19 protein-coding genes and 1 riboswitch are annotated in these 23,772 nt (G+C 42.2%); of the genes, 11 read left to right on the top strand and 8 right to left on the bottom strand.

Features of this window, described 5'->3' with window-relative positions; genetic code table 11:
• Positions 1–41: 41 nt before the first annotated feature.
• Positions 42–1,064 carry an AraC family transcriptional regulator ligand-binding domain-containing protein gene (locus RR876_RS12790; RefSeq protein WP_332477973.1) on the bottom strand — a complete coding sequence of 341 codons (1,023 nt, stop codon included), beginning with the start codon at positions 1,062–1,064 and terminating at the stop codon, positions 42–44.
• A gap of 135 nt (positions 1,065–1,199) precedes the next feature.
• Here RR876_RS12790 and RR876_RS12795 point away from each other — a divergent pair, with 135 nt between their 5' ends.
• Positions 1,200–2,075 carry a metal-dependent hydrolase gene (locus RR876_RS12795; RefSeq protein WP_332477972.1) on the top strand — a complete coding sequence of 292 codons (876 nt, stop codon included), beginning with the start codon at positions 1,200–1,202 and terminating at the stop codon, positions 2,073–2,075.
• A gap of 60 nt (positions 2,076–2,135) precedes the next feature.
• On the opposite strand, the gene RR876_RS12800 is transcribed toward RR876_RS12795, so the two are convergent.
• The 4 genes from RR876_RS12800 to RR876_RS12815 form a co-directional block, all read right to left on the bottom strand.
• Entirely contained in the window at positions 2,136–3,128 is a 993-nt protein-coding gene (locus RR876_RS12800) for a DUF2804 domain-containing protein (protein WP_332477971.1), read from the bottom strand.
• Between the two features lie 160 nt (positions 3,129–3,288).
• Entirely contained in the window at positions 3,289–3,801 is a 513-nt protein-coding gene (locus RR876_RS12805) for a DUF1543 domain-containing protein (RefSeq protein ID WP_332477970.1), read from the bottom strand.
• A gap of 538 nt (positions 3,802–4,339) precedes the next feature.
• Positions 4,340–5,569 carry a tryptophan synthase subunit beta gene (trpB, locus tag RR876_RS12810; RefSeq protein WP_078388461.1) on the bottom strand — a complete coding sequence of 410 codons (1,230 nt, stop codon included), beginning with the start codon at positions 5,567–5,569 and terminating at the stop codon, positions 4,340–4,342.
• Positions 5,553–6,194 carry a phosphoribosylanthranilate isomerase gene (locus RR876_RS12815; RefSeq protein WP_332477969.1) on the bottom strand — a complete coding sequence of 214 codons (642 nt, stop codon included), beginning with the start codon at positions 6,192–6,194 and terminating at the stop codon, positions 5,553–5,555. The genes trpB and RR876_RS12815 overlap by 17 nt, the downstream gene beginning before the upstream one ends.
• Before the next feature lie 143 nt (positions 6,195–6,337).
• Positions 6,338–6,545, top strand: a riboswitch (cobalamin riboswitch).
• A gap of 34 nt (positions 6,546–6,579) precedes the next feature.
• Here RR876_RS12815 and RR876_RS12820 point away from each other — a divergent pair.
• The 7 genes from RR876_RS12820 (at position 6,580) to RR876_RS12850 (ending at position 13,954) form a co-directional block, all read left to right on the top strand.
• Entirely contained in the window at positions 6,580–8,433 is a 1,854-nt protein-coding gene (locus tag RR876_RS12820) for a TonB-dependent receptor (protein ID WP_332477968.1), read from the top strand.
• Between the two features lie 100 nt (positions 8,434–8,533).
• Positions 8,534–9,112, top strand: coding sequence for a cob(I)yrinic acid a,c-diamide adenosyltransferase (locus RR876_RS12825; RefSeq protein WP_078388464.1), 579 nt, complete (start codon positions 8,534–8,536; stop codon positions 9,110–9,112).
• Between the two features lie 306 nt (positions 9,113–9,418).
• Positions 9,419–10,141, top strand: coding sequence for a glycerophosphodiester phosphodiesterase (locus RR876_RS12830; RefSeq protein ID WP_332477967.1), 723 nt, complete (start codon positions 9,419–9,421; stop codon positions 10,139–10,141).
• Between the two features lie 276 nt (positions 10,142–10,417).
• Positions 10,418–11,584 carry an acyl-CoA desaturase gene (locus RR876_RS12835; protein WP_058951655.1) on the top strand — a complete coding sequence of 389 codons (1,167 nt, stop codon included), beginning with the start codon at positions 10,418–10,420 and terminating at the stop codon, positions 11,582–11,584.
• A gap of 74 nt (positions 11,585–11,658) precedes the next feature.
• Positions 11,659–11,988 (top strand): DHCW motif cupin fold protein, encoded by a 330-nt coding sequence (locus RR876_RS12840; RefSeq protein ID WP_332477966.1) that lies wholly within the window; start codon positions 11,659–11,661, stop codon positions 11,986–11,988.
• Positions 11,989–12,066: 78 nt separating this feature from the next.
• Positions 12,067–13,512, top strand: coding sequence for a YdiU family protein (locus RR876_RS12845; protein WP_332477965.1), 1,446 nt, complete (start codon positions 12,067–12,069; stop codon positions 13,510–13,512).
• Positions 13,513–13,582: 70 nt separating this feature from the next.
• Entirely contained in the window at positions 13,583–13,954 is a 372-nt protein-coding gene (locus tag RR876_RS12850) for an MmcQ/YjbR family DNA-binding protein (protein WP_332477964.1), read from the top strand.
• A 974-nt stretch (positions 13,955–14,928) separates the two neighbouring features.
• Here RR876_RS12850 and RR876_RS12855 read toward each other — a convergent pair.
• The 3 genes from RR876_RS12855 to baeS form a co-directional block, all read right to left on the bottom strand.
• Complete coding sequence (locus RR876_RS12855) at positions 14,929–16,284, bottom strand: amino acid permease (RefSeq protein WP_242759613.1); 1,356 nt, start codon at positions 16,282–16,284, stop codon at positions 14,929–14,931.
• Positions 16,285–16,496: 212 nt separating this feature from the next.
• Positions 16,497–17,183, bottom strand: coding sequence for a response regulator (locus tag RR876_RS12860; RefSeq protein ID WP_004697755.1), 687 nt, complete (start codon positions 17,181–17,183; stop codon positions 16,497–16,499).
• Between the two features lie 19 nt (positions 17,184–17,202).
• Positions 17,203–18,855 carry a sensor histidine kinase efflux regulator BaeS gene (gene baeS, locus RR876_RS12865; protein WP_332481894.1) on the bottom strand — a complete coding sequence of 551 codons (1,653 nt, stop codon included), beginning with the start codon at positions 18,853–18,855 and terminating at the stop codon, positions 17,203–17,205.
• Positions 18,856–18,992: 137 nt separating this feature from the next.
• Here baeS and RR876_RS12870 point away from each other — a divergent pair, with 137 nt between their 5' ends.
• From RR876_RS12870 to RR876_RS12880, 3 genes are all read left to right on the top strand, one after another.
• The gene (locus RR876_RS12870) at positions 18,993–19,610 is read left to right on the top strand and encodes a hypothetical protein (protein WP_332477962.1); all 618 of its coding nucleotides are present in this window, start codon (positions 18,993–18,995) and stop codon (positions 19,608–19,610) included.
• Between the two features lie 305 nt (positions 19,611–19,915).
• Positions 19,916–21,718: an acyl-CoA dehydrogenase C-terminal domain-containing protein gene (locus RR876_RS12875; protein WP_332477961.1), complete on the top strand. Its 1,803-nt coding sequence runs from the start codon at positions 19,916–19,918 to the stop codon at positions 21,716–21,718.
• A 197-nt stretch (positions 21,719–21,915) separates the two neighbouring features.
• A complete protein-coding gene (locus RR876_RS12880; RefSeq protein ID WP_332477960.1) occupies positions 21,916–23,697 on the top strand; it encodes an acyl-CoA dehydrogenase C-terminal domain-containing protein in 1,782 nt (593 codons plus the stop codon).
• Positions 23,698–23,772: the final 75 nt, after the last annotated feature.

The following is a 23,772-nucleotide window of genomic DNA, read 5'->3' on the forward strand; positions in this document are numbered from 1 at the left end:
CATTTCAGCGCCTGTACAAAGGCGCTTTTTTATGCGTGCTGTTATTTCAATTGTCGTTTCAACTGTAATAAGGTCTGTCCACTGTGCTGTTTATAGGCACGCGCTAAAGCAGACTGCCCCGAATAGCCGAGTTGTAAGGCGATTTCAGTCAAACTCAAACCTTGTTGTAATAAATATTCACAGCGCTTCATGCGCTCTGACTCAAGTACTCGCTTAAATGAACTATCCCAGTCTTGCAACTGGCGTTGTAGGGTCCGCGTTGACAGGTGTAATTCATTGGCAATCTGTTCAATTTTAGGAGCTTCCGCATGTGCTTTAAGATAATCAGCCACGGCGCTATGAATCTGGTGTAATACGCTCTCATAACGAGGCTTGAGGGCAATTGCAATTTCTGCTTGTTTCAGTAAAAGCTGCGTTAAGGAAGGATCAGCAAAGCCCGATTTTAAGGTCAGACTGTCCACACTCATCACATAGGCATAGCAGGCTTGATTAAAGCTCACTTCACAGCCATAAAATTTTTGATAATGATACTGTGCCATCTGGGCTGGATGCGCCATTTGGATTTTTAAGAACTGTAATTGATCGGGGAAAATTTTCTTGGCCAAATGCACAATGGATGCCATGGTCATTTCATTCAGTGAAGCATATTTTTCATTGAGAAAAGGCCAAGTCAGCCAAATCTCATTGCCCCTTTGCTGCATCTGCATGGGACTAACTTCTGCACCATCAATCACCAAACGACTAAAACGCATCACATAACTCAGTGCTTCAGCCACGCTATTACTGCGTGTGGCCATATAGCCTAAAACACCAAAATGCTCAGGTTGAATAAATTTTGCCATCTCCATAATCAACTGAGGACAATCCAACTGTTCTCGCGTCAGGTATAAAATCGTTTGAAAGAACGAAAATGGCGATTGGGTATCGATTGGCAGTTGTAATACATGCTGCAATTCATTCTGATATTGCGCTAAAAAACCGAGTTGATGAAAATCGATTCCTTGCTCTATGAGGTACATGTTCCAGAGCTGAAAATAACCATTGGGGATTTGTAATTCTTGCATGACGGCCCACCCGCTATTTGACATGCGATATTTTCACATTGGCGTAAAATGTATAAAAAATGGCAATATCTGTCAAAACAAACTGCATTTTCTCCGACATACTGCAATCATCCAAGGCAAATGAAGTAAAACAAAATGAATGCCATTGTTACAGCCCCTGTTGAACCGATTGTACGAACCCAACTCAATTTTAAGCTCAATGAAGTGCCACGTTTTTGGTTTGGCAACGACCCATTTCGGACCCGAATGTTCGATGCACTCAGCCTCACTTTCCCCGATGGAGAACGCTATTTTATTCAAAGCGTGCGTTTGTTTCGGGACCAAATTACAGACCCAAGCTTAGCGGCTCGTGTCACCGACTTTATTAAGCAGGAAGCACAGCATGGCATTGCCCATGACAAAATGAATCAGGTCATGCGAGAACAAGGCATGCCTGTCGATCAGTTTATTCAGCGTTTAAATAAAATCTTTAAGTTCGAATTAAGCAAACGCTCACCTCAATACAACATTGCTATGACTGCGGCAGCAGAACATTTAACCGCACTAATGGCCGAGACTTTTTATAGCCATAAAGCCACGTTGGCTGAGGCCCACCCCTATGTGCGTGCTTTATTTGCATGGCATGCCATTGAAGAAATGGAACACCGTGATGTCGCGTTTGATGTGATGAAACAAGTCGGACATGTGCCTGAAGCGACGCGTCTATTTGCATTGGCCTTTACCACGGTGATGATGTTTGGTTTCACCACTTATCGTGCAGATGTCATGCTCAAACATGATGGCTTTAACCGTATTCAACGCTTGCAAATGATGCGCAAAGGACTGCCGTGGTTCTTTGGGAAAAAAGGGATACTGTCTCGAATGCGTGGTCAATATCTGGATTGGTTTAAGAAAGACTTTCATCCCAATCAACATTCTGTGATTGCGCAGTACGATGTTTGGATCGACGCCCTAGCAGAAAGTCATGATCCGATTTTAGCGGGTGAAGCTTTTTGGCAAGCAGGAAAATAAATTCATAAACATAACAAAAGAAAAAACCAGCATGATGCTGGTTTTTTTGTTATAGGTCTTTTACCACTTTGCATAGTGCTGTTCGAGCAGTCCATATTCATTTAGCAATACAACCTCTTGATCATCCTGCTGAATCGTACCGCTAATTTTGGCTTGCCACTGACTAAACTGACTGCCCACGAGACGCAAATTTAGGTTTTCAAAACGGCGCCAGCCCGTAGTCACAGTTAAATTTAAGCGTTCATCTAGCGAGCGAATGCTCCAACGCCCTTCTTCTTCCATTTGGAACAGAACATCACTCACGGTGTAGAGCTTTCCATTCACCCACAAACAGTTTTCATTGCCAAAACTTTCATTCACACCAGAAGCTAAATTGAGCCCAATGCGTCTGCCCTCAGCATCCCAAAAACTACAAGAGAGCCAAAACCAAGCTGTTTCTGGTCGGAGGAAACCACAAGTATCATCTAGCGCAGCCAAGGTCCGCTCATTAAACTGAATAATCTGCCCGGCTTTATTGGTAAAAAACCCCTCACAAGCTAAGGTGGTCAATTTCTGGGTATAAGTCCAGCCATTAATCCCTGTTGGACTACACATACTCAATGGATCAGTACCTGCGCAGAAAATACGGGCGCTCAGCTTAATTTCACCATACTTAGTGACTTGAACATAGCGCACCCCATTGGCATGCTGGATTTCAATTTGAAAAGGTGAATTTGCAAACACACTTTGGTTATATAAAGGCTGTTCATCTAATACGGTTTTACGCGCCAGAAAATTCACGGCATTCCATTCAAGCACTTCATTTTTGAGATGATCATAAATATAAACGAAACCGTGTCCAGCCCAAGCAATATCAGCAATCGCTAAGCCAATGGTATAATGCTCATGTTGAATGCTACAAAACTTAAATTTCTTATATTTCAGCTTTTTCCGCCAGCCAGTGAGCACTTCACCATATGGGGTTTTATACTGATACTTATTTAAATCAATGGTTTTTGGGAGTTCGCTAAACCGACCATAATGTGGTTGTCCGTTGGACTGAATCAAATCCATTGATGCTTTATCCTTAAGCAAAAGTTAATTAATATCCAGAAGCCTATTATGCCTATAATTTTAAAGGTGAAAAGTATTTAGTTTGTTTTTTCATCAAATTATTCACTAAACCTGCTTTTCGTTTTAATACATCACTTAAAAAAATTAGGAATAATCCAACCTAATTTAACATGAGATATGTATTTTCCCATGTGTTTGCATCGAATTCAGCTTCAACCAAAACCACATAACGCCCATGTACACAATCAATCTCAATACAGTCATCGACGTCTAAAACACGGTCAGTATGTTGCTTTTGCCACTTTTGATCAAAATATTGTTTGCCAAGTTGTTTAGCTTCCGCGGCATGCGGCGCAACGACGAGTACATAACGATGTAACTCCCCAAATTCACGTGTGTCATAGCCACCTAAATTTATGAGCCACAGTTTTTCATCCTCTGCTTGGGGTTGGGCATCACTAAACTGTATTTGGTATTTTTTCCCTGCACTTTCGACACCCTCCACTTGCATCCAAGCATCAATATGTAAGCCTTTTTGTTCACCAAACCATGCATTTTTAAGTTGCGGGTAACTCTCTTCTAAACTGTCAGCGACTGCAAATACAACATCATGAACTTCGGTATTGGCGCGGGCATGACGACCACCTAGCATAACCATAAATAGATTAGGCATTCTATTTCCTTTCTTTTGACACATTTTTTATAGCTAACATGCGATTCACAGAAACGTCTTTCGCAATTGTTCGAGGTAGACCACACTGCGAGTGAAATGTTTTAGCAACGACATTAATCACATGAAAGTATAGGACGAGTTTTGCGAATGACAATGACTTTGGTTACTTTGGTCTTATCCAAAGTAACATTATTAACTCCTTACATTTGAGGTCTAAGCCGCAAGACCCCCTCAAAATGTAAATAACGTTACGACCAATAAGATAGATTTGACCAGAGTTTTCATTGCTAGGAAATATCTTACTTTTGTTTCGGCAAAAGTAACAAAACCATCTTATTGAGCAGACATTACATCCCTGTAATGCTGCTCAACGGGCAACATCCATGTCGCCTTCACTTATTCATGTTTTGGATAAACTTCTATTTCAAAAAAAGTCGTGCTGAATTACTTCAGCACGACTTTTGTAATCCAACCAACCCTCATTTATTAAAAGGGGGAGGCTTTTCTCTCTTTTTCAAAAGTGGTTAGTGGAGGATTCTTACATCTCAACCATTTCCACACCATCAATACGTGCCACAGTCATTAAGTCCTTATCACCACGACCTGAAACAGTCGCAATAATAATTTGATCTTTAGACATGGTTGGCGCAAGTTTAGTGACATAAGCCATCGCATGTGAACTTTCTAATGCAGGAATAATGCCTTCAATATGGGTTAAATCACGGAAACCTTGTAAAGCTTCATTGTCATTGATAGGCACATATTCAACACGATGCATATCTTTCAAGAAGCTATGTTCAGGGCCTACACCGGGATAATCCAAACCTGCTGAAATTGAATGTGTTTCAATAATCTGACCTTGTTCATCAGACATCAAATAAGTACGGTTACCGTGTAAAACCCCAACATGACCTGCGTTTAATGGAGCAGAATGTTTACCTGTTTCAATACCATAACCGGCCGCTTCAACACCATACATTTTGACATCTGGGTCATTTAAGAATGGGTAGAACAAGCCCATTGCATTTGAACCACCACCGACACATGCCACCAAAGCATCAGGTAAACGCCCTGCTTGTTCTTGAATTTGCTTGCGTGCTTCACGACCAATAATCGATTGGAAGTCACGTACCAATTGTGGATACGGATGTGGCCCTGCAACAGTTCCAATCACATAGTAGGTTGAATCAACGTTGGTCACCCAATCACGCATGGCTTCGTTCATGGCATCTTTCAATGTTTTAGAGCCACTTTCCACAGGCACAACGGTCGCACCGAGTAAACGCATACGATAGACATTCATGGCTTGACGTTTCACGTCTTCTGCACCCATGAACACCACACACTCAAGACCTAAACGTGCTGCGATAGTCGCAGTTGCCACGCCATGCTGCCCTGCTCCCGTCTCTGCGATAATGCGTTTTTTACCCGACAGTTTTGCCAATAAAGCCTGACCAATCGTGTTATTCACTTTATGTGAACCTGTATGATTAAGGTCTTCACGTTTTAAGTAAATTTGCGCACCACCCAACTCTTTCGACCATCGCTCAGCATAATATAAAGGACTAGGACGACCTACATAGTAGGCGAGGTCACGGTCGAATTCTGCCAGAAACTGCTCATCATCTTTCATACGGAAATAGAGCTTTTCTAAGTCTTCTAATGCTGCCATTAGAGTTTCTGACACAAAACGTCCGCCATGGATACCGAAATGCCCACGTTCATCTGGGTATTGGGTATAGTCAATCACATTACTTTGCTGATCCACGATGGACTCCTTGCATGAAGTTTTCTATAAGTTGTTGGTCTTTTATACCTTTAGCGGATTCTACGCCTCCGCTGACATCTACAGCATAAGCCCCAGTCGTCTTTATAGCGTCTTCAACATTAGTTGGAGTTAAACCACCAGCTAAAATTAAAGGAATATCCAGTTTAGGGAATTTTGACCAGTCAAAACTGTGTCCTGTTCCCCCTTTCAGTTCAGGATGCCATGCATCTAAGAGCACTGCGCTTGCCCCTGCTTGCTGAAAGCATTGAACTTCTGCCACCACATCCAGTTCAGGTTTCACTTGAATGGCTTTATACCAACGGCGCCCAACCTGTGCCGCAATCGCCTGACAGCCTTCTGGTGTTTCATCACCATGAAACTGAATGATATCCAGCGCCACTTGTTTTAACACATCGGCAATGTCATCCGCAGTGGCATTCACAAAAAGTCCAACAGTTTGCACATAGGCAGGTATATGTTGGATCAGTTCTTTGGCTTGAGCTGCACTGACATGACGTGGACTAGGCGGGAAAAATACAAAACCAATTGCATCTGCCCCGGCATTGACCACAGCGTGAATATCTTGGCTACGGGTAATTCCACAAATTTTGGCACGGGTTCGCATAGGTTATGACTCTGGCTCAACCCTATTTATAGCTGATCTATAAATAACAGGGCGAATCATTGTAATGCAATTTTTTCGCCTTGCGTAAAGTTCATCCTGAAAAATCTTTACATAGATTGTTTAATTCGCATACAAACCTTATACTTCGCCCAAATGCAATAAGTCTAAGCACTATGCTTTAGGGAAGTTGGTGAGAGTCCAACACTGCCCCCGCAACGGTAAAACGAAACGTATATCTTTATAAGTGTTTACACTTACATCACTGCACCCGTGTGGGAAGATGGATATACCAATATTGTTCGCAATATTTATATTTAAGTCCGGAGACCTGCTTATTGCGCCATTTAACTCAATCATTCACGGGGGGTGAATGTATGGAGCCAGCATGCCAAATTTATTTCAGCCTACAGCTTTAGTGGGTGCAATCGCTATTGCGATGGGTTTCTCCGTTTCTGCATCTGCACAAGACAGCGTTAATGCGTCTTTAGATACACTAGTTGTGACTGCCACACGTTCTGAAGAAAAGATTAAAGACGTACCAGCACGTATTTCTGTGATTTCAAAAAGTGAAATCGAAAAGCATCCAACTCTCAACTTATCAGATTTAATTCAACGTGATCCTTCTGTTTACGTGAAACAAAGTGGCGGTATGGGACAAATTTCTGAAATTGGATTGCGTGGAACAAAAGCTGTCCATACCTTAGTTTTAAAAGATGGCGCGCGTTTAAATAGTCAAAATGAACTTGGCCCACTTTATCCTGCTTTTTTAGATACTTCAGATGTTCAACAAATTGAGATCTTGAAAGGCCCCGCTTCCGTCCAATATGGTAGTGATGCAATCGGTGGTGTAGTTCAGCTTATTTCAAAAAAACCTGTGAAGTCTGGTGCAGAATTAACTGGTATCTATGGTGAAAACAATACCTATAAAACCATTGTAAAAGCAGATTTAGTCACTGATCAAGGTTTCTATGCTCAAGTAGGTGGCCAACGCTTAGAAAGTGATGGCACTCGTATTTTTGAAAGCCAAGATAAAAGTGATAAGGCCAGCTATGATCAAAAAGGCTATAATGCAAAAGTTGGATATTTCCAAGAAAATCAGATTGATGCTTCTGCTTCGATTAGTGAAAATAAAGGAACAAGTATTTTCAGTAATGACTACATTACCAATACAGCTCCTCGTAATTTTGTAAATCGTGTTATTAATGCGAAAGTTGATTACAACATTCTACAAAATCTAATTTTAGGTGCACATTTTGCAAACGTTCAAGACAAGCAAGATGTTCCATCATATTTCACGCAGTACAACACTGAAAATAACCAAAGTGATTTAAACCTAAAATGGAAATTCACACCAAATCAAAATATTTTAGTTGGTGCAACTTATAATGACGCCAACTACAAAACCAGCTCAATCAAAAATCAAGATCAGAGCGTTAATAGCACAGGTTATTATCTACAACACCAATTTAAAAATGAACTGTTTGACACCCAAGTTGGTCTGCGTGTAGAAGACAATGAGCTTTTTGGAAGCCACACAGTAGGTCAAGGCGCTATTCGCTATCATTTCCTGCCTAATGCAAGCGTTTATGCCAATATTGGCAGTGCATTCCGTGCTCCGACCCTAAATGAACTCTATTCTCAGTGGGGCGGTAATGAAAATTTAGAACCCGAAGAAAGCATCTCTTATGAACTAGGTTTTGATTATGCGATTACGGATAATCTAGCGACTAGTTTTTCTGTTTATCGCACCAATGTGGATAACTTAATCGTCTATAGCGACAGCATGAATCAAAATGTTGGCGAAGCCAATTTTACAGGTGGTGAGGCAGGTCTGAAATGGAAACAAGACGATTTATTCCTCGCGACAGAATATGCTTATGTTGAAACTGAAAATAAAGCAACAGGTTTAGAAATTGCCTATCGCCCAAAACAGACGCTTACCTTCACCGCAGGACTAGAAAATGCTGTCTATGGACTTAGTACTTCGATAATAGCTCGTTCACATGCCAATGCTAGCAATAGTGCAAATAGCGTAAAAGTTCCAGGTTATGCAACTGTCGACTTCAATGCCTATTGGAATATTAACCCAACAGTTAAAGTGTTTACTAACATTCAAAACATGGGTGATGTTCAATATCGAGAAGCATATAAAGCGGCAAGTTCTTGGGATAACTCCCCAGAAGATTGGTACATCAACGGCGGTCGTTTCGCTTCCGCAGGAGTCACTTTCCGTTATTAATTTAACGTAAAGACTCAAAAAACAATTTAAAACAGCGCAGTTTATGGATAATGTTCTTGACCGACATTATCCTTTTTTTCATTTAAACCTAGGAAAAATTATGGGCCACCGTTTAAGTAAAATTTATACCCGTACTGGCGACTCAGGCACCACAGGTCTGGGTGATGGATCACGTGTCACTAAAGATGATCTAAGAATTACCGCACTTGGTGATGTGGATGAACTCAATTCAACGATTGGTGTGCTTCGTGCTCAAATTACTGCAAGCCAAATCACAGACAAAGCCACATGGGATAAAAGCTTAAGCCTGATTCAGCATTGGCTTTTCGACTTAGGCGGTGAAGTGTGTATTCCAAACTATCACTTGCTGCAACCGGTTTGTATTGAGTTTCTTGAACAAGAAATTGACCGCATGAATGAAGACTTACCCATGCTGAAAGAATTTATCTTACCTTCGGGTTCTTTGGCATGTAGCTATGCACATCAAGCACGAGCGGTATGTCGCCGAGCTGAACGTAGCTTAATGTCGGTGCACACGCGTGATCAAAATATTCAAAGCACCGCACTACAGTTGCTCAACCGCTTATCGGATTGGCTTTTTGTTGCATCGCGTGCTTTACAGCGTGCTGAAGGTGGCTCGGAAGTACTTTGGCAAAAAAATATCAATGAAACTATTTAAACGATTCTAAGTTTTTAGAACGAAATAGATTTTTTCAGAGTCTTCCTGTGATCAATTCACTGGAAGACTTTTTGATATTATTTTTCTTTTGGGAATAGAAACCAAAAGCATTTGCCAAGCGTAAAACTCATCTACTACCATCTCTTATCCTAAATTTCACAGAAGCCTTTCATTCAAATTCAGCTCTGCCTCAAACCATTACGAATCGCATTTACGCATATCTAATATTCCCACCTTAGAATCTATCCCAATCAGATATTTTTAGCGCTACAATCACTCAAAAGACGTATATAGCTCAGGTTCAATATGAGAATCATCGGACATCGTGGTGCACGTGGCGAAGCCCCAGAAAATACACTCGGCGGTTTTCAATATATTCATGATCTGGGCATACGTGCGGTCGAATTTGATGTTCGTCAGCTCAAAGATCATGAGCTGATCATTATGCATGATGACAACATGCTCCGAACCACTGGTATCGACCAAGCACTCTACCCATTAAACAGCACACAACTCGACACCTATAACCAAGCACATATTTGGCTAGACTGGGAAAAGCAAAGTACGCCAACATTGCTACAAGCACTCCAGATTATGCAGGACTTCGAACATCTTGAAGTTGAAGTCAAAGCCGTGCAAACACAAGCTGAAGCGGAACGACTGACACAACATCTCACACAGCAACTTAGAGGCTTTGAACACAGTGCGGTCATCACCAGTTTTGATCTTAAAATCCTACAAGCACTCCAAGATCAACACTCCCCATTTAAACGTGGCTTATTGATTGAAGCCGATATTCAACATCTTGCGATTGAACAAGCGCTCACATACGACTGTTGCCAAATCGGCTGGATGAACCAACTGGCAACCGATGACCTGTTAAAAGCCACACAACAAGCGAATTTAGCCATTAGTGTTTGGACAGTGAATGACATCGAGCGCGCCAAACATTTACGTGACTGTGGCATTGATGGATTAATTACCGATTTTCCTAAAATGATGCTACAACATTTGATAGATGTGCATTGAACAGGCCACAGATTGACTTGAGTTTTACATGAGTAGTAGCACTGAAAATGGTTATTTTTCATATTGATCGCTCTGCTACTATAAAGCCTAGAAAAGCTTCGGTAATTTCGATATCTAAACATTCGTATTCTGTTACTGTTTAGTACAATACATCTGTACAATAATGCTAGTGAACCAAGGTTCGCTCATGCTAATATGCTGTAGCTTAATCCATGCAAAAAGTAATGGATTGACCTTCCATTTATACCTCCCAAGGTTTCAGGAGTGCTGTTGGAGATGAATGCTCCCCTACCCAAAGCCCCATTTAACTGGGTTGCAATTTTTGCATTGGTTTTTCTTCCGATTGTGGCTGTGATTGCAATTCCCTTATATGCCTTTCAGCATGATTTCAGCTTAGCCGCTTGGATCAGTATGTTTGTATTACTGGGTGTTAGTAGCTTAGGTATTACCGCTGGCTATCACCGCTTATGGGCACACCGTGCTTATGAAGCAAGCTTACCTTTAAAAATCATTTTGATGATTATGGGTACCTTTGCCGTGCAAAACAGTATTTTATTTTGGAGTTCAGGTCACCGTACCCACCACCGCCATGTCGATGATATCGAGAAAGATCCGTACTCGATTAACAATGGCTTTTGGTATGCGCACATGGGTTGGATGCTTCGTGACTATCCATCAGCAGAACCTGACTTTAAAAATGCACCCGATTTGCTCAATGACAAACTGGTCATGTTCCAACACAAATACTATGTTCCTTTAGTGATCATCGTCCACACTGGTATTTTACTACCAATTGGTTGGGCTGTAGGGGACCTATGGGGCGTGTTATTATTGGGTGGATTAATGCGTTTAATCCTCAGCCACCATGTCACATTCTTTATTAACTCTTTATGTCATATGTGGGGCAAGCGTCCATATACCGATGAAAATACTGCACGTGACAACTTCTGGTTAGCCATTGCCACTTGGGGTGAGGGTTATCATAATTACCACCACATTTTCCAATACGACTATCGTAACGGCGTGAAATGGTGGCAATATGATCCAACAAAATGGTTGATTTGGTCATGCTCAAAACTCGGTTTAGCTAAAAACTTACGCCGTATTCCAAGCTTTAATATTAAAAAAGCTGAACTTGCGATGAAGTTTAAATACGCAGAACAGGACTTAGAAGTTCATGGTCTAAATGTCAGTGATGACATTAGTTCCGCTAAAGCTCGTATTGCACAAGAGTATGATGCGTTCACCCAGACCTTGAATGACTGGGCAAAATTGAAAGAACAAGAAATTCAAGCCAAGAAAACGGCTGTGGCAGAAAAAATTCACCAGATGGATGAGAAACTCAAAATTGAGTTTCAGTTAGTCGAACAGCGCTTAGGTCATCATCGTCAAACCTTGACCACACTGATGCGCAGCATTAAAAAAGCGCCTGTTTCACAATAACTAATCTCTGATTTACCATTTCAAAAGAAAGCTCCGCAAGGGGCTTTTTTTAGCAGTTTATAAAGGATAACAACATGGATATTAAGAATATTCCTTTCGATATCACCAACTGGGCCGAGATACCAACCACCCACCATACAGGTGATCAAGGTCATGCCCTATGGCGTACTCAGCAATTTGATGCGATTCGCGTGCGTATGGTGGAGTATTCTGAGAACTATCTGGCCGACCATTGGTGTTCAAAAGGGCATATCTTGTTGTGCTTAGAAGGCGAACTACACACCGAACTAGATGATGGTCGTAGCTTCACCCTCACGGCTGGCATGAGTTACCAAGTTGCGGATCAAGCCGAAGCCCATCGCTCGTCTACCTCAAAGGGTGCCAAGCTGTTTATAGTTGACTAAAATAGTTGGATATATGCCTTAACACTAAAACTTTGCTATATTGATGGGGTCATGGCTTATCCCTTGTGATCCTTCACTATGCAGTTCAATTCACGCTACTCCCTCCTTCCTTCAAAGCTTTATCACCATCAACAGCCCCTGCCACTGAAAGGCGCAAAAGCGGGGCATTTCAATGCCGCTTTAGCAGAACAGTTGCAATGGTCTGAAGCCGACAAACAGTCTTGGGTAGAGATTTGTAGCGGACAAAAAACCTTTAGTGAATTTGAACCTTTGGCAATGGTTTATGCAGGACATCAATTTGGTCAGTGGGCAGGACAGCTCGGTGATGGTCGGGGTTTATTGATCGCACAAATTCTCGATCAACATGGGCAAACCATTGACCTGCATTTAAAGGGCGCAGGCTCTACGCCTTACTCGCGTATGGGAGATGGTCGTGCGGTACTTCGTTCTGTCATTCGTGAGTATTTAGCTGGACATGCGCTGAATAGTTTAGGCGTGGCTTCAAGCAACGCGGTGGGCTTTACCTCATCAGCTCAAGGTGTACAGCGGGAGAAACTGGAACTCGGTGCAATCATGTTACGTACATCGGACTGTCATATTCGCTTGGGACATTTTGAGTGGATCAACCAGTATCAACCTGATTTACTCGACGAATTTACCCAAAAGTGCATCGCATGGCATTACCCCGATTGTTTAGATACGGAACAACCTATTTTGGCATTTGCAACCCAAGTGATTCAACGGACTGCGGTAATGATTGCCAAATGGCAACTGGTCGGCTTCGCACATGGGGTGATGAATACCGATAATTTAAACATTACAGGCTCAACCCTCGATTTTGGCCCTTATGGTTTTATGGAACGCTTCCGCCCGAATTGGATTAACAATCACTCTGACTATCAAGGCCGCTATACCTATCAGCAGCAACCGAGCATTGGACACTGGAACTTATGGACATGGTTGAATAACCTCATTCCGCTTTGTCCGCAAGACTATGACAAAGAACAATGGAAGCAAGACCTTGCCGATTGCCTAGAGCACTATGAACCCACGTTCTTGGAGCACTACAAACTGGGTTTAAGTCAGAAAATGGGCTTACCTCATTTTCATACTGACAGTTTTGACTGTGCCATGACCTTCTTACGAATTCTACAAACCGAGCAGCTCGACTACACACAAAGCTTTACGCGTTTGCAGAATCAACAATATGAAATGATTAAAGATGACTGCCTTGACCGTCGTCAGTTTGAAAGTTTCCTCGCGCAATATGAACAAATTCGTGCGAATCAAGACACGGTAGAACTCAATGCAGCCATGCAACAAGCCAACCCTGTTTATATCCTACGCAATCACATGGCACAAAAAGCGATTGAACTGGCTGAGCGCAATGATTTCTCAGAAGTCGAACGCTTATTTGACCTGCTTAGCCAACCGTTTGAGCGAAATGTAGCACTAGAGAAAGCTGAGGATTTAGCACCTTTGCCAACGGATGTTCCTGAGGTGATGGTGAGTTGTTCCTCTTAAGCGTTTGGCTTAGACTGTGGATAAATTAAACAATATCCACAGGGCTTCGCCCACTAGAGTGATGATCATCATGTCCTTACACCTTATTGCTGCAAAAGCTGCACTTGCCCTGCCAGAAGTGACGTGTAGTCAGCCTTTTGGTGAAGGCTGTGATGTCTATAAAGTTATGGATAAAATGTTTTTGCTCAATTCATCTTTAAGTGGGGCAGCTTTAAGTAACTTAAAAGTTACGCCTGACCACGGCGCGATGCTACGTGATATTTATCCGTATATTCATGCAGGATGGCATATGAATAAAAAGCATTGGATTTCAATTTATGAGCATGAAGACTTAGATTCGGATTTAGTTATTGATCTAGTACAAAGTTCTTATGAGCTCGTGGTATCCAAGCTGAATAAACTACAAAGACAGCGAATCGCTGCACTTCAAGCCATCACCTAAATATGTATTGAATGAAAAAGATTTTTTAATTATTCCTATTATATTTTCTAAAGCTCAACCCTATCACTGTATCAAACAGGTCATGGATTTGAACGTATATTGTCTCGGCTAAACAGTTTTTTAACATTTTCTACGTATTGCCCACTTTGGAACCCAAAATTCGAAACGAAAAGTGAAATGAGACATTTATAGATGATAAAAAAAAGCCCGACATCCTGTCGGGCTTTTTCGTATTGGTTAGCTAGGTATAACTCCTGTCGTACCTCACATCCTAGTGTTGAACTTATCATTTTTGTTTTATGTTTTGGAACTTCCTGTTCTCTATATCTGCATCATATAAAACATTTCAGAGCTGACCTAGACGCAATCTGCTTGAATTAATGTAAGCCAAAACGTACATAGAAAAATAAGCTTAATTAGACTTACCCCCAAAATTATCCGCAGAAATTGTGGATAGTTTTCAGGATAACTAAAGCTGAGCCTTAGCCCTAAAAATTACTTTTTGAGTACTTTAAAATCAACTTTATAGCTCACTGCTTCAATCTGTCGGAAATACAACCACTCTTTTCTCAATTTTGCCTATTTAATTATCTATACATATCAATCTGAAAAGATGGAGTATGCGAGTCGCTCACTCTCCACTCAAGTTAATCAGAAAGTCAGGGTGAACTCGTACAAAGACAGGCTGAGAATCAGTAAAGTCTTAGTCATTTTCCTGCTCAGTTGCTTATTTGATTCCATTGTTGAAAAGTTAGGACGCCATCTCACAGTCCAACCATAGGTGACATACATATGGCTTGTAGAATGCTTCGCTGATTTGAATACAGACTGATAGACCCTCTGCATAGCAAAAGACAAACTAAAACATTATTTAAAATGCTTATAACTTACCCATGAATCAGAACCCCAAACAATCCAAAGCCCAATAAAAAAGGACTCATAGTGAGTCCTTTTTTAACATCATTACTTACGCTTTAGCTCTTCTTCGGCTTCAATGTTTTAAATAAAACAAATAACACCAGGATCCAGACAGGAAGCATCAACACGGAAAGCATAAAACCTTGATTCCACATGATATATAAAATCATCAGCATAAATACTAAAACAAAATAATTGCTAAACGGTGCAAATAACGCTGGAAACTTGGTTTGAATGCCCTGTTTTTTCATACTCTGTCTAAATTTAAGATGGATCAAACTGATCATCATCCAATTCAACACCGCAGCACTGACCACAATATAAATCAGATAACTGAGCGCTTTTTCAGGCAAAAAGTAATTCAACAGCACGCAACCAAAAATCAGTAATGCTGAAAATAAAACAGCCGCAATCGGTGTCCCTTGTCGATTAACCTGCTTAAAAACTTGTGGAGCATTGCCTTGTTCGGCCAGACCTAAAAGCATGCGACTATTGGCATACATCCCACTATTACAAACAGAAACCGATGCAGTCAGAATAATAAAATTGAGTAAATGCGCTGCCCAATCAATGCCAATTTGCTTAAAAATAAGTACGAATGGGCTTTTATCTAAGCCACCCAAATCCAATTGATTCCAAGGCACCAGAGACAAAAGAATCGCCAGCGAGCAAATATAGAATAGAAAAACCCGAATCACCGTTTGATTGACTGCTTTTGGAATGTTCTTTTCAGGATCTTCGGTTTCCGCAGCCGCCATACTGATCAACTCAATACCGCCAAAGGCAAACATCATAAAGGCCAACATATAAAACAAGCCTTCAAAGCCATGTGGGAAAAACCCGCCATGTGCCCACAAATTAGTGACGGATGCGGTTGAACCGACATCAGCCGTCAACAACAGGTAAACCCCGAAGATGATCATGGCGATAATCGCCACAACTTTAATCATCGACAGCCAAAACTCAGACTCCGCATACAGTTTGACATTAGCGAGATTGGCCAACGTGATCACCACAAAAAACACCAGCACCGAGACCCACGCAGGAATATGTGGCCACCAGTAATTCACATACTTACCAATCGCGGTCAGCTCAGTCATCACCACTAAGATGTACAGCACCCAGTAGTTCCAGCCCGTTAAAAAGCCTGAAAACCGCCCCCAATATTTAAAGGCAAAGTAGCTGAATGAACCCGTCACTGGCTCATGCACAATCATTTCACCGAGCTGACGCATAATTAAAAATGCAATCAAACCGCCAATCATATAACCCAAAATAATAGATGGGCCAGCAGACTCAATAATATGTGCTGAACCTAAGAACAGACCTGTACCAATTGCACCGCCCATGGCGATCAATTGAATATGGCGGTTCTTTAAACGGCGCTGAAGTTTAGGCGTCTCGCTGCTCAAAACACATGCTCATCTGATAAAAAAATGAATTGTACCGCTTGCACAGACGATCAACCAGTCTTGTCCTTTAAAATCGCCAATTGATCAGTTTCATTTCACAAGCTAGAGATTTAAGCGAACGGTTGATTTTGATTACCGCCTTGAGTCCATCCCATAAAAAAAGCGGATAAACCAAGGCTTATCCGCTTTTTTTTATCGCTCAGAAAACTGAATTAATCTTCAGGATATTCAAAACGGTAGCCTACCCCATATACCGCCTGCACCCATTCATGACGGTTGCCTGTTTCAGCTGCATCTGAAATCTTACGACGTAAATTCTTAATATGGCTATCAATCACACGGTCAGCCACTTCAAAGCTGTCTGGGTTGATATGATCCAGCAACTGCGCACGTGAATAGACTTGCCCCACATGCTCTAAAAACAACTCCAGTAAACGAAACTCGGTCGGCGTTAGGTTTAAAGGCTTTTGTTGATACCAAATACGTTGCTGCGCTTTATCCATACGGAACAAAGACTGATCTTCAGGCTCAGCCTTACGTTCTAAACGGCGTAATACGGCTTGAACACGCGCCACCAATTCTTTCGGGCTAAAGGGTTTACACACATAGTCGTCTGCCCCCATGTTCAAGCCAAGCACGCGGTCGATTTCTTCCGTACGCGCGGTGACCATAATGATCGGCAAATCCGACTGTTCACGGACTTTACGGCAAATGGTCAAGCCATCCATACGCGGCACCATCAAGTCTAAAATCATCAGACTCGGTTTACGCTGCGTAAAGCTATCGTAGGCTTCCTGACCATCGTGAAACATACTGACTTCAAAGCCCGCTGCTTCAAGATAATCGCGGACCAATTGTGCAAGTTCTACTTCATCTTCAACCAGCATAATATGTTTCATACATACTTCCTTTTGTGTTTCATTTTTTTGGGAACGTTAACTTGCAACGTAAACCACCCAAAGGTGAATGATCAAAACTCAATTCACCGCCTAAAGCCTGTGCCAGTTTAGCCGATAAAGCCAAACCTAAACCTGTACCACCTGTGCTCCGCGTCCGCGAGTCATCTACCCGATAGAAACGCTCACCGAGTCGTGCCAACTGCTCATCGCTTAAGCCATATGGACTGTCATCGACATAGACCGTCCAATCTGTTGCGGACTGTTCCGTATGAACTCGAACCTGACCACCCGCTTCGGTATAACGAATACTATTACCCAACAAATTGACCATGATTTGCTTAAAGCGGTCAATATCAAGTTGTAACTCAGCGCCCTCACCTTCGACACTGATGCTTAAATGGGCCTGTTCAAATTTGGGCTTAAAGTTTTCCACTTCTTGCTCAATCACCGCCCACGGGTTCACGGTTGCAAAGTAACAGTTTAATTGCTGTGCTTCTGCTTGTGCCAAATCGGCCAAGTCATGTGTGAGTTTTTTCAAACTGGTGACTTGGCGTAGCATCGATTCAAAATGCTCAGGTGTTGGTTTTCGAATACCGTCTTGCATCGCTTCAATCTGTGCTTGTAACACTGCCAGCGGTGTTTTCAACTCGTGTGAAGTATCTGACACCCACTGACGACGTGAAATTTCATGCTGATCTAAAATCACCGCCAGTTGGTTCAGTTCATTGGATAAATCACCCAGCTCATCGTTTCGATTCACTTTAACTTGATGCTGAAAATTACCCTTGGTTAATTCACGCGTACCATTCAACAAGCGTTGAATCGGTGTCTTAAAATAAGTCGCAAGTAACAACGCAGCAATTAAACTGGCAAAAACGGTTAAACCATAGACCAGTAATAAATAACGTTTTTGGTTACTAAAGAAGTTAATACTCAACGCATCATCTTGATCGAGAACTGGTTTCAGCGCCAAGTACCCCACCACTTGGTTATTCACCACAATAGGACGGAAAGAAACTTGATCATCCGAGGGTTCACCGACCACAAACTGACGCTGCGTATCGTATAAAGATAACCGCGAACTAAGACCTAAACGGTCAGGTGTGGAAATAAACTGTTTTTTACCTGTGTTTTGTTTGCTCTCTTGTTCAATCTCTTCTTTTTTACGATCTGGACGGAACACATTTTGATTGGCGCTGAGTGGGAACTTTAAACCTTCAAAGGGTTGAAACTCAGAAGGTAAATTTTCCTCCAAAGCTTGCAGTTCTTGTTCGGTTAAAATCTGTTTTTCATGTTTGACTTCAGTGGTAGAGACATCACTGAGTAAGGTTTTGGTATTTTCTTTAAAATAACGCTGTTGCAGAGCAATGTCGTACTGGCGGCGCAACCACCAACGAGAGAGACGGTCATAATCATCTGGCGCAGCATGTCCTTCAATCTGCAAAATTTGCGCTTGAATGGCATTGCCCCAGTCATGATAGGTACTATAAACGCCTGCCAAGTTATCAATCAGATGATCGAGCTTTTGCATTTCCACGTCCGCCACATATTTGGCAAAATTCTTTTGCATCGTCCAATGCAGCACACCTAAACTCACCGTGGTAATCACCAAAGTGGTCAGTAATACAGTGAGGAATAAGCGCAATGCAATCGGTACGCGGCGAATCTTCAAAAGCAGTCTCTCGGTCGTTCTTTTGCCTTGTTATTGTATAGAACACTGCATCAAAAAACTCTCCATTGTTTCTACATCTTTATTATTTAATCTTTAATCATCCAAAATCACATGCTCTTGTATGGGGGAGTTGTAGAATGAATAAGATGACAAAAATGGCTTTAGCCACTGCCAGCGTTTTATCTGTAGGTGCGTTGACTGCCTGTCAATCCACCCAAGCACCAAAAGATATGGAGCAGTCGCAACATATGCATGGTCATTATCAAAAAGACCGTCACATGACACCTGAACAACGCGAACAATTTGAAAAAATGCGTACTGAACGCAAACAGGTCATGCAAGACATTAAAAAAGCCTGCGATGGCAAAGCGGTGGGTTCAGCAGTCCAAGTTAAAGCAGGTGAACAAACACTAGAAGGCACATGTGCGATTTCGTTTAAACCGAACCGTGATGAAATGAAACGTGGTGAACACCGCCCAATGCGTGGCGATCAAGCCGATCGTGGTGAATTCCGTGGCATGCATATGCAGCGTGGCGAACCGCTAACCGATGCGAAACGTGCTGAGTTAACCCAGCAATACGATCAACGTTTAGCTGAACGTCAAGCGCGCCAAAAAGCCGCGACAAAAGCCTGCCAAGGTCAAACCGATGGTAAAGCCGTGCAGCTAAAAGTCGGCACACAAACAGTAGATGGCAAATGTATGGTTCACTTCCAGCCTAAAGCCCCTGTTTCAGCACCGAATAAGGCCGCTTAAGCCACTCTAAAAAGCATAAATAGATCAAAAAGGCGCAAATTGCGCCTTTTTTATTGGACATAACTTTTTACGCTTTTTGACTATTTATGTCATGCCAAAAGCAGCAAAACTGTTTACACTCAGTGCACTTAGCGATTTTTAATAATATTTATTTGACTTTACAGTCACCAAGAAAAGCACCCGAACCGCTTGTACCAAATTAGAAGATGTTGCACGATTAAGTTATTCCAATCCGTGTCAAAGAAGACACGTTTTTATGTTTATTAGGATTATAAGCTGGTTAAACCAGTATTGAGGAAACCGATATGCCACAATACAAAGCGCCCTTACGTGATATGCAATTCGTACTGCATGAGCTATTGAATGCAGAAGAACACTATTCTAAATTGCCTGCATTTCAGGAAACCGTAAGCCGTGAATTGGTTGACCAATATTTAGAAGCTGCTGCAGATTTCTGTGAAAACGAATTGTCTCCAATCAATCAAAGCGGCGACCGCGAAGGTTGTACTTGGAATGATGGCGTTGTTACAACGCCAACTGGCTTTAAAGAAGCGTATCAAAAATATATCGAACTTGGCTTCCCGTCTCTTTCTGCTGAAGAGCAGTACGGCGGTCAAGCATTACCTGTTTCTTTGGGTAACGTAATTTCAGAAATGGTCGGTACTGCGAACTGGGCATGGGGTATGTACCCTGGTCTTTCTCATGGTGCAGTTCGTACTTTAGAACATCACGGTTCTGCTGAACAAAAAGATGCTTACTTACCAAACCTTGTTTCAGGTGTTTGGACAGGTACGATGTGCTTAACAGAATCTCATGCTGGTTCTGACTTGGGTATTATCCGTACTAAAGCTGAGCCACAAGCTGACGGTAGCTATGCAATCACGGGTGAGAAAATCTTTATCTCAGCGGGTGAACATGACATGGCTGAGAACATTGTTCACATCGTTCTTGCTCGTCTTCCTGGCGCACCTAAAGGTACCAAAGGTATTTCCTTATTCATCGTACCGAAGTTTAACTTAAACGCAGACGGTACTGTGGGTGAGCGTAATGCGGTACGTTGTGGTTCAATCGAACATAAAATGGGGATCCATGGTAACTCAACTTGCGTGATCAATTTTGACAATGCAAAAGGTTTCCTCATTGGGCCTGAAAACCGTGGCTTAAACTGCATGTTCACATTCATGAACACAGCACGTATTGGTACTGCAATTCAAGGTTTATCTGCATCTGAAGGTGCATTCCAAGGTGCATTAACCTATGCGAAAGACCGTTTGGCAATGCGTTCTTTAACAGGTCCTAAAGCACCAGAAAAAGAAGCCGATCCAATTATTGTTCACCCTGCTGTTCGTAACATGCTGTTAACTCAAAAAGCATTTGCTGAAGGTGGTCGTGCACTGGTTTACTTATTGTCTCTACATGCGGACGTAGTTGAGCAAGGTGCAACGGAAGAAGAGCGTAAATCTTCTGACAACATCTTGTCACTGCTTACGCCAATTGCAAAAGCATTCTTGACTGAAACAGGTTCTGAATCTGCAAAACACGGCGTTCAAGTATTTGGTGGTCACGGCTTTATTTCAGAGCATGGCATGGAACAAATCGTTCGTGATACACGTATTGCGTGTCTATACGAAGGGACAACTGAAATTCAAGCGCTTGATTTGTTAGGCCGTAAAGTTTTGGGTACTCAAGGTGCAATGTTGAAAGACTTCACTAAGATTATTCACAAATTTGTTGAAGCAAACAAAGACAATGCTGCAATGAAAGAGTTTGTTGAACCTCTTGCTGCTCTTAACAAAGAGTGGGGCGACTTAACCATGCAAATTGGTATGAAAGCAATGCAAAACCCAGATGAAGTGGGTGCTGCTGCGGTCGATTACCTATACTTCTCTGGTTATGTAACCCTTGCTTACCTATGGGCGCGCATGGCACTTGTAGCACAAGAAACATTGGCTGCAGGTACCACTGAAGTTGACTTCTACAACGCAAAAACAACGACTGCACGTTTCTACTTCAAGAAGATCCTTCCACGTGTTCGCTCACACGTTGACGTGATTGCTGGTGGCGTAGAACCGTTATTCGCATTAGATGCAGAGCACTTTGCATTCTAAGTAGTTAATAACTAATTCGATATTCGAAATAGTTGTACTCTTGAGTACAGAAATGAAAAAGGACAGTCATAGCTTTGGCAGTCCTTTTTCTTTATAAATAGAGCGTTATTTCGCTTGGGTCATCTGACAACACTCTCCGTTGTTAATTAAGCTGTCCTAAGTCTACAGAGATTCAAACAATAAACAGGTGAACGAACATGCCAATTTATAATGCCCCACTTGCGGATATGAAGTTTATCCTCAATGACGTTTTCAATGCAGATCAGTTCTGGCAGTCTAATGAAAATCTAGCTCATGTAGACAGTGCGACGGCTGAAGCGATCCTCGAGGAAATGGCTAAATTTGCGCAGAACGTAACCCTACCTTTAAACCGTACAGGTGATGAAGAAGGTGCAACATTTAGCAATGGTGCAGTTACCACGCCTGCTGGTTTTAAAGAAGCGTTTAAGCAATATGCTGAAGGCGGTTGGATTGGCTTAGCGGCTGATGAAGAATGGGGCGGTCAAGGCATGCCAAAAATGCTGACGGTTCTTGCAGATGAAATGCTGTTCGCAACCAACCCATCATTCATGCTCTACCCGCTTCTTTCTGTCGGTGCGGGTATGGCGCTAAACAGCTATGCATCGCAAGAACAAAAAGAAACCTATTTACCTAAAATTTACTCAGGCGAATGGTCTGGGACCATGTGTTTAACTGAGCCACATGCAGGTACAGATTTAGGCATTATCAAAACTAAAGCTGAACGTAACGAAGACGGCACCTATAATATTACAGGGACCAAAATCTTTATTACTGGCGGTGACCACGACTTAGCTGAAAACATCATTCACTTAGTTCTAGCAAAAACTCCTGATGCACCTGCGGGTTCACGTGGTATTTCACTCTTCATCGTACCTAAATTCCTTGTGAATGAAGATGGTTCTGTAGGCGAGCGTAATGCCGCAGGTCCAGGTTCGATTGAACACAAAATGGGGATCAAAGCGTCTGCGACTTGTGTGATGAACTTTGACGGTGCCAAAGGTTACTTGGTCGGTAAAGAAAATGAAGGCCTTGCGGCAATGTTCGTGATGATGAACTACGAACGTTTATCGATGGGTATTCAAGGTTTAGGTGCATCTGAATTTGCTTACCAAAATGCTGCACAGTACGCGACAGACCGTCTACAAGGTCGTAGTGCGTCGGGTGTTCAATCGCCAGCTAAACCCGCGGACAGCATTTTAGTTCATGGTGATGTACGTCGCATGTTGCTTAATGCACGTGCGAACAATGAAGCATCTCGTGCATTTGCAGTTTACGTGGGCCAGCAACTGGATATCACCAAGTTCTCAACAGACCCAGAAGCAGTAAAAGCAGCCAATGACCGTGTTGCACTGTTAACCCCTATTGCAAAAGCCTACTTAACCGACACTGCATTCCAAGCAACTTTAGATGCACAAATGGTGTTCGGTGGTCATGGTTATATTCGTGAATGGGGCATGGAGCAATGTGTACGTGACTTACGTATTGCACAAATCTATGAAGGCACCAACGGCGTTCAGTCTCAAGATTTGATCGGTCGTAAAACCATTAAATGTGGTGGTGCATTCATCGCAGACTACATTACTGAAATCCGTGACTTTGCTAACGGCTTAGATGCAGACCTAAACTTCATTAAAGATGCAACACTCGATGCAGCAACTGAAGTGGAAGAAGTGACCAAGTATATACTTGAACGTGCTACTGAAAGTGCAGAGTTCCCGAATGCTGCAGCAGTGGATTACTTACATGCAGTTGGCCTACTCAGCTTTGCCTATATGTTTGCAAGAATTGCCAATGCGGCAAAAGCCAAAGATGGTGACTTCTATCAAAACAAACTGGCGCTTGCAGCTTATTTCGCTCAACGTATTTTGCCTGAAATCGACTTACGTATTGCAAAAGTAAAAGCAGGTGCAGAAGTCATCATGAACTTCTCTGAAGACTACTTCACCAGCCAAGCTTAATCGCCTAAATACTGAATAAAAAAACGCCTGCTTCGTCAGGCGTTTTTTTATGGCTCAGCTTTATTTTTGCTTTTA

Origin of the sequence: Acinetobacter sp. (assembly GCF_036666595.1) — a bacterium.
Classification (GTDB): domain Bacteria; phylum Pseudomonadota; class Gammaproteobacteria; order Pseudomonadales; family Moraxellaceae; genus Acinetobacter.

Excerpts from the sequence above, each read along its gene's own strand:
- RR876_RS12790 (WP_332477973.1), bottom strand. The coding sequence starts at position 1,064 with ATGCAAGAATTACAAATCCCCAATGGTTATTTTCAGCTCTGGAACATG.
- RR876_RS12795 (WP_332477972.1), top strand. The coding sequence starts at position 1,200 with ATGAATGCCATTGTTACAGCCCCTGTTGAACCGATTGTACGAACCCAA.
- RR876_RS12800 (WP_332477971.1), bottom strand. The coding sequence starts at position 3,128 with ATGGATTTGATTCAGTCCAACGGACAACCACATTATGGTCGGTTTAGC.
- RR876_RS12805 (WP_332477970.1), bottom strand. The coding sequence starts at position 3,801 with ATGCCTAATCTATTTATGGTTATGCTAGGTGGTCGTCATGCCCGCGCC.
- RR876_RS12815 (WP_332477969.1), bottom strand. The coding sequence starts at position 6,194 with ATGCGAACCCGTGCCAAAATTTGTGGAATTACCCGTAGCCAAGATATT.
- RR876_RS12820 (WP_332477968.1), top strand. The coding sequence starts at position 6,580 with ATGCCAAATTTATTTCAGCCTACAGCTTTAGTGGGTGCAATCGCTATT.
- RR876_RS12825 (WP_078388464.1), top strand. The coding sequence starts at position 8,534 with ATGGGCCACCGTTTAAGTAAAATTTATACCCGTACTGGCGACTCAGGC.
- RR876_RS12830 (WP_332477967.1), top strand. The coding sequence starts at position 9,419 with ATGAGAATCATCGGACATCGTGGTGCACGTGGCGAAGCCCCAGAAAAT.
- RR876_RS12835 (WP_058951655.1), top strand. The coding sequence starts at position 10,418 with ATGAATGCTCCCCTACCCAAAGCCCCATTTAACTGGGTTGCAATTTTT.
- RR876_RS12840 (WP_332477966.1), top strand. The coding sequence starts at position 11,659 with ATGGATATTAAGAATATTCCTTTCGATATCACCAACTGGGCCGAGATA.
- RR876_RS12845 (WP_332477965.1), top strand. The coding sequence starts at position 12,067 with ATGCAGTTCAATTCACGCTACTCCCTCCTTCCTTCAAAGCTTTATCAC.
- RR876_RS12850 (WP_332477964.1), top strand. The coding sequence starts at position 13,583 with ATGTCCTTACACCTTATTGCTGCAAAAGCTGCACTTGCCCTGCCAGAA.
- RR876_RS12860 (WP_004697755.1), bottom strand. The coding sequence starts at position 17,183 with ATGAAACATATTATGCTGGTTGAAGATGAAGTAGAACTTGCACAATTG.
- RR876_RS12870 (WP_332477962.1), top strand. The coding sequence starts at position 18,993 with ATGAATAAGATGACAAAAATGGCTTTAGCCACTGCCAGCGTTTTATCT.
- RR876_RS12875 (WP_332477961.1), top strand. The coding sequence starts at position 19,916 with ATGCCACAATACAAAGCGCCCTTACGTGATATGCAATTCGTACTGCAT.
- RR876_RS12880 (WP_332477960.1), top strand. The coding sequence starts at position 21,916 with ATGCCAATTTATAATGCCCCACTTGCGGATATGAAGTTTATCCTCAAT.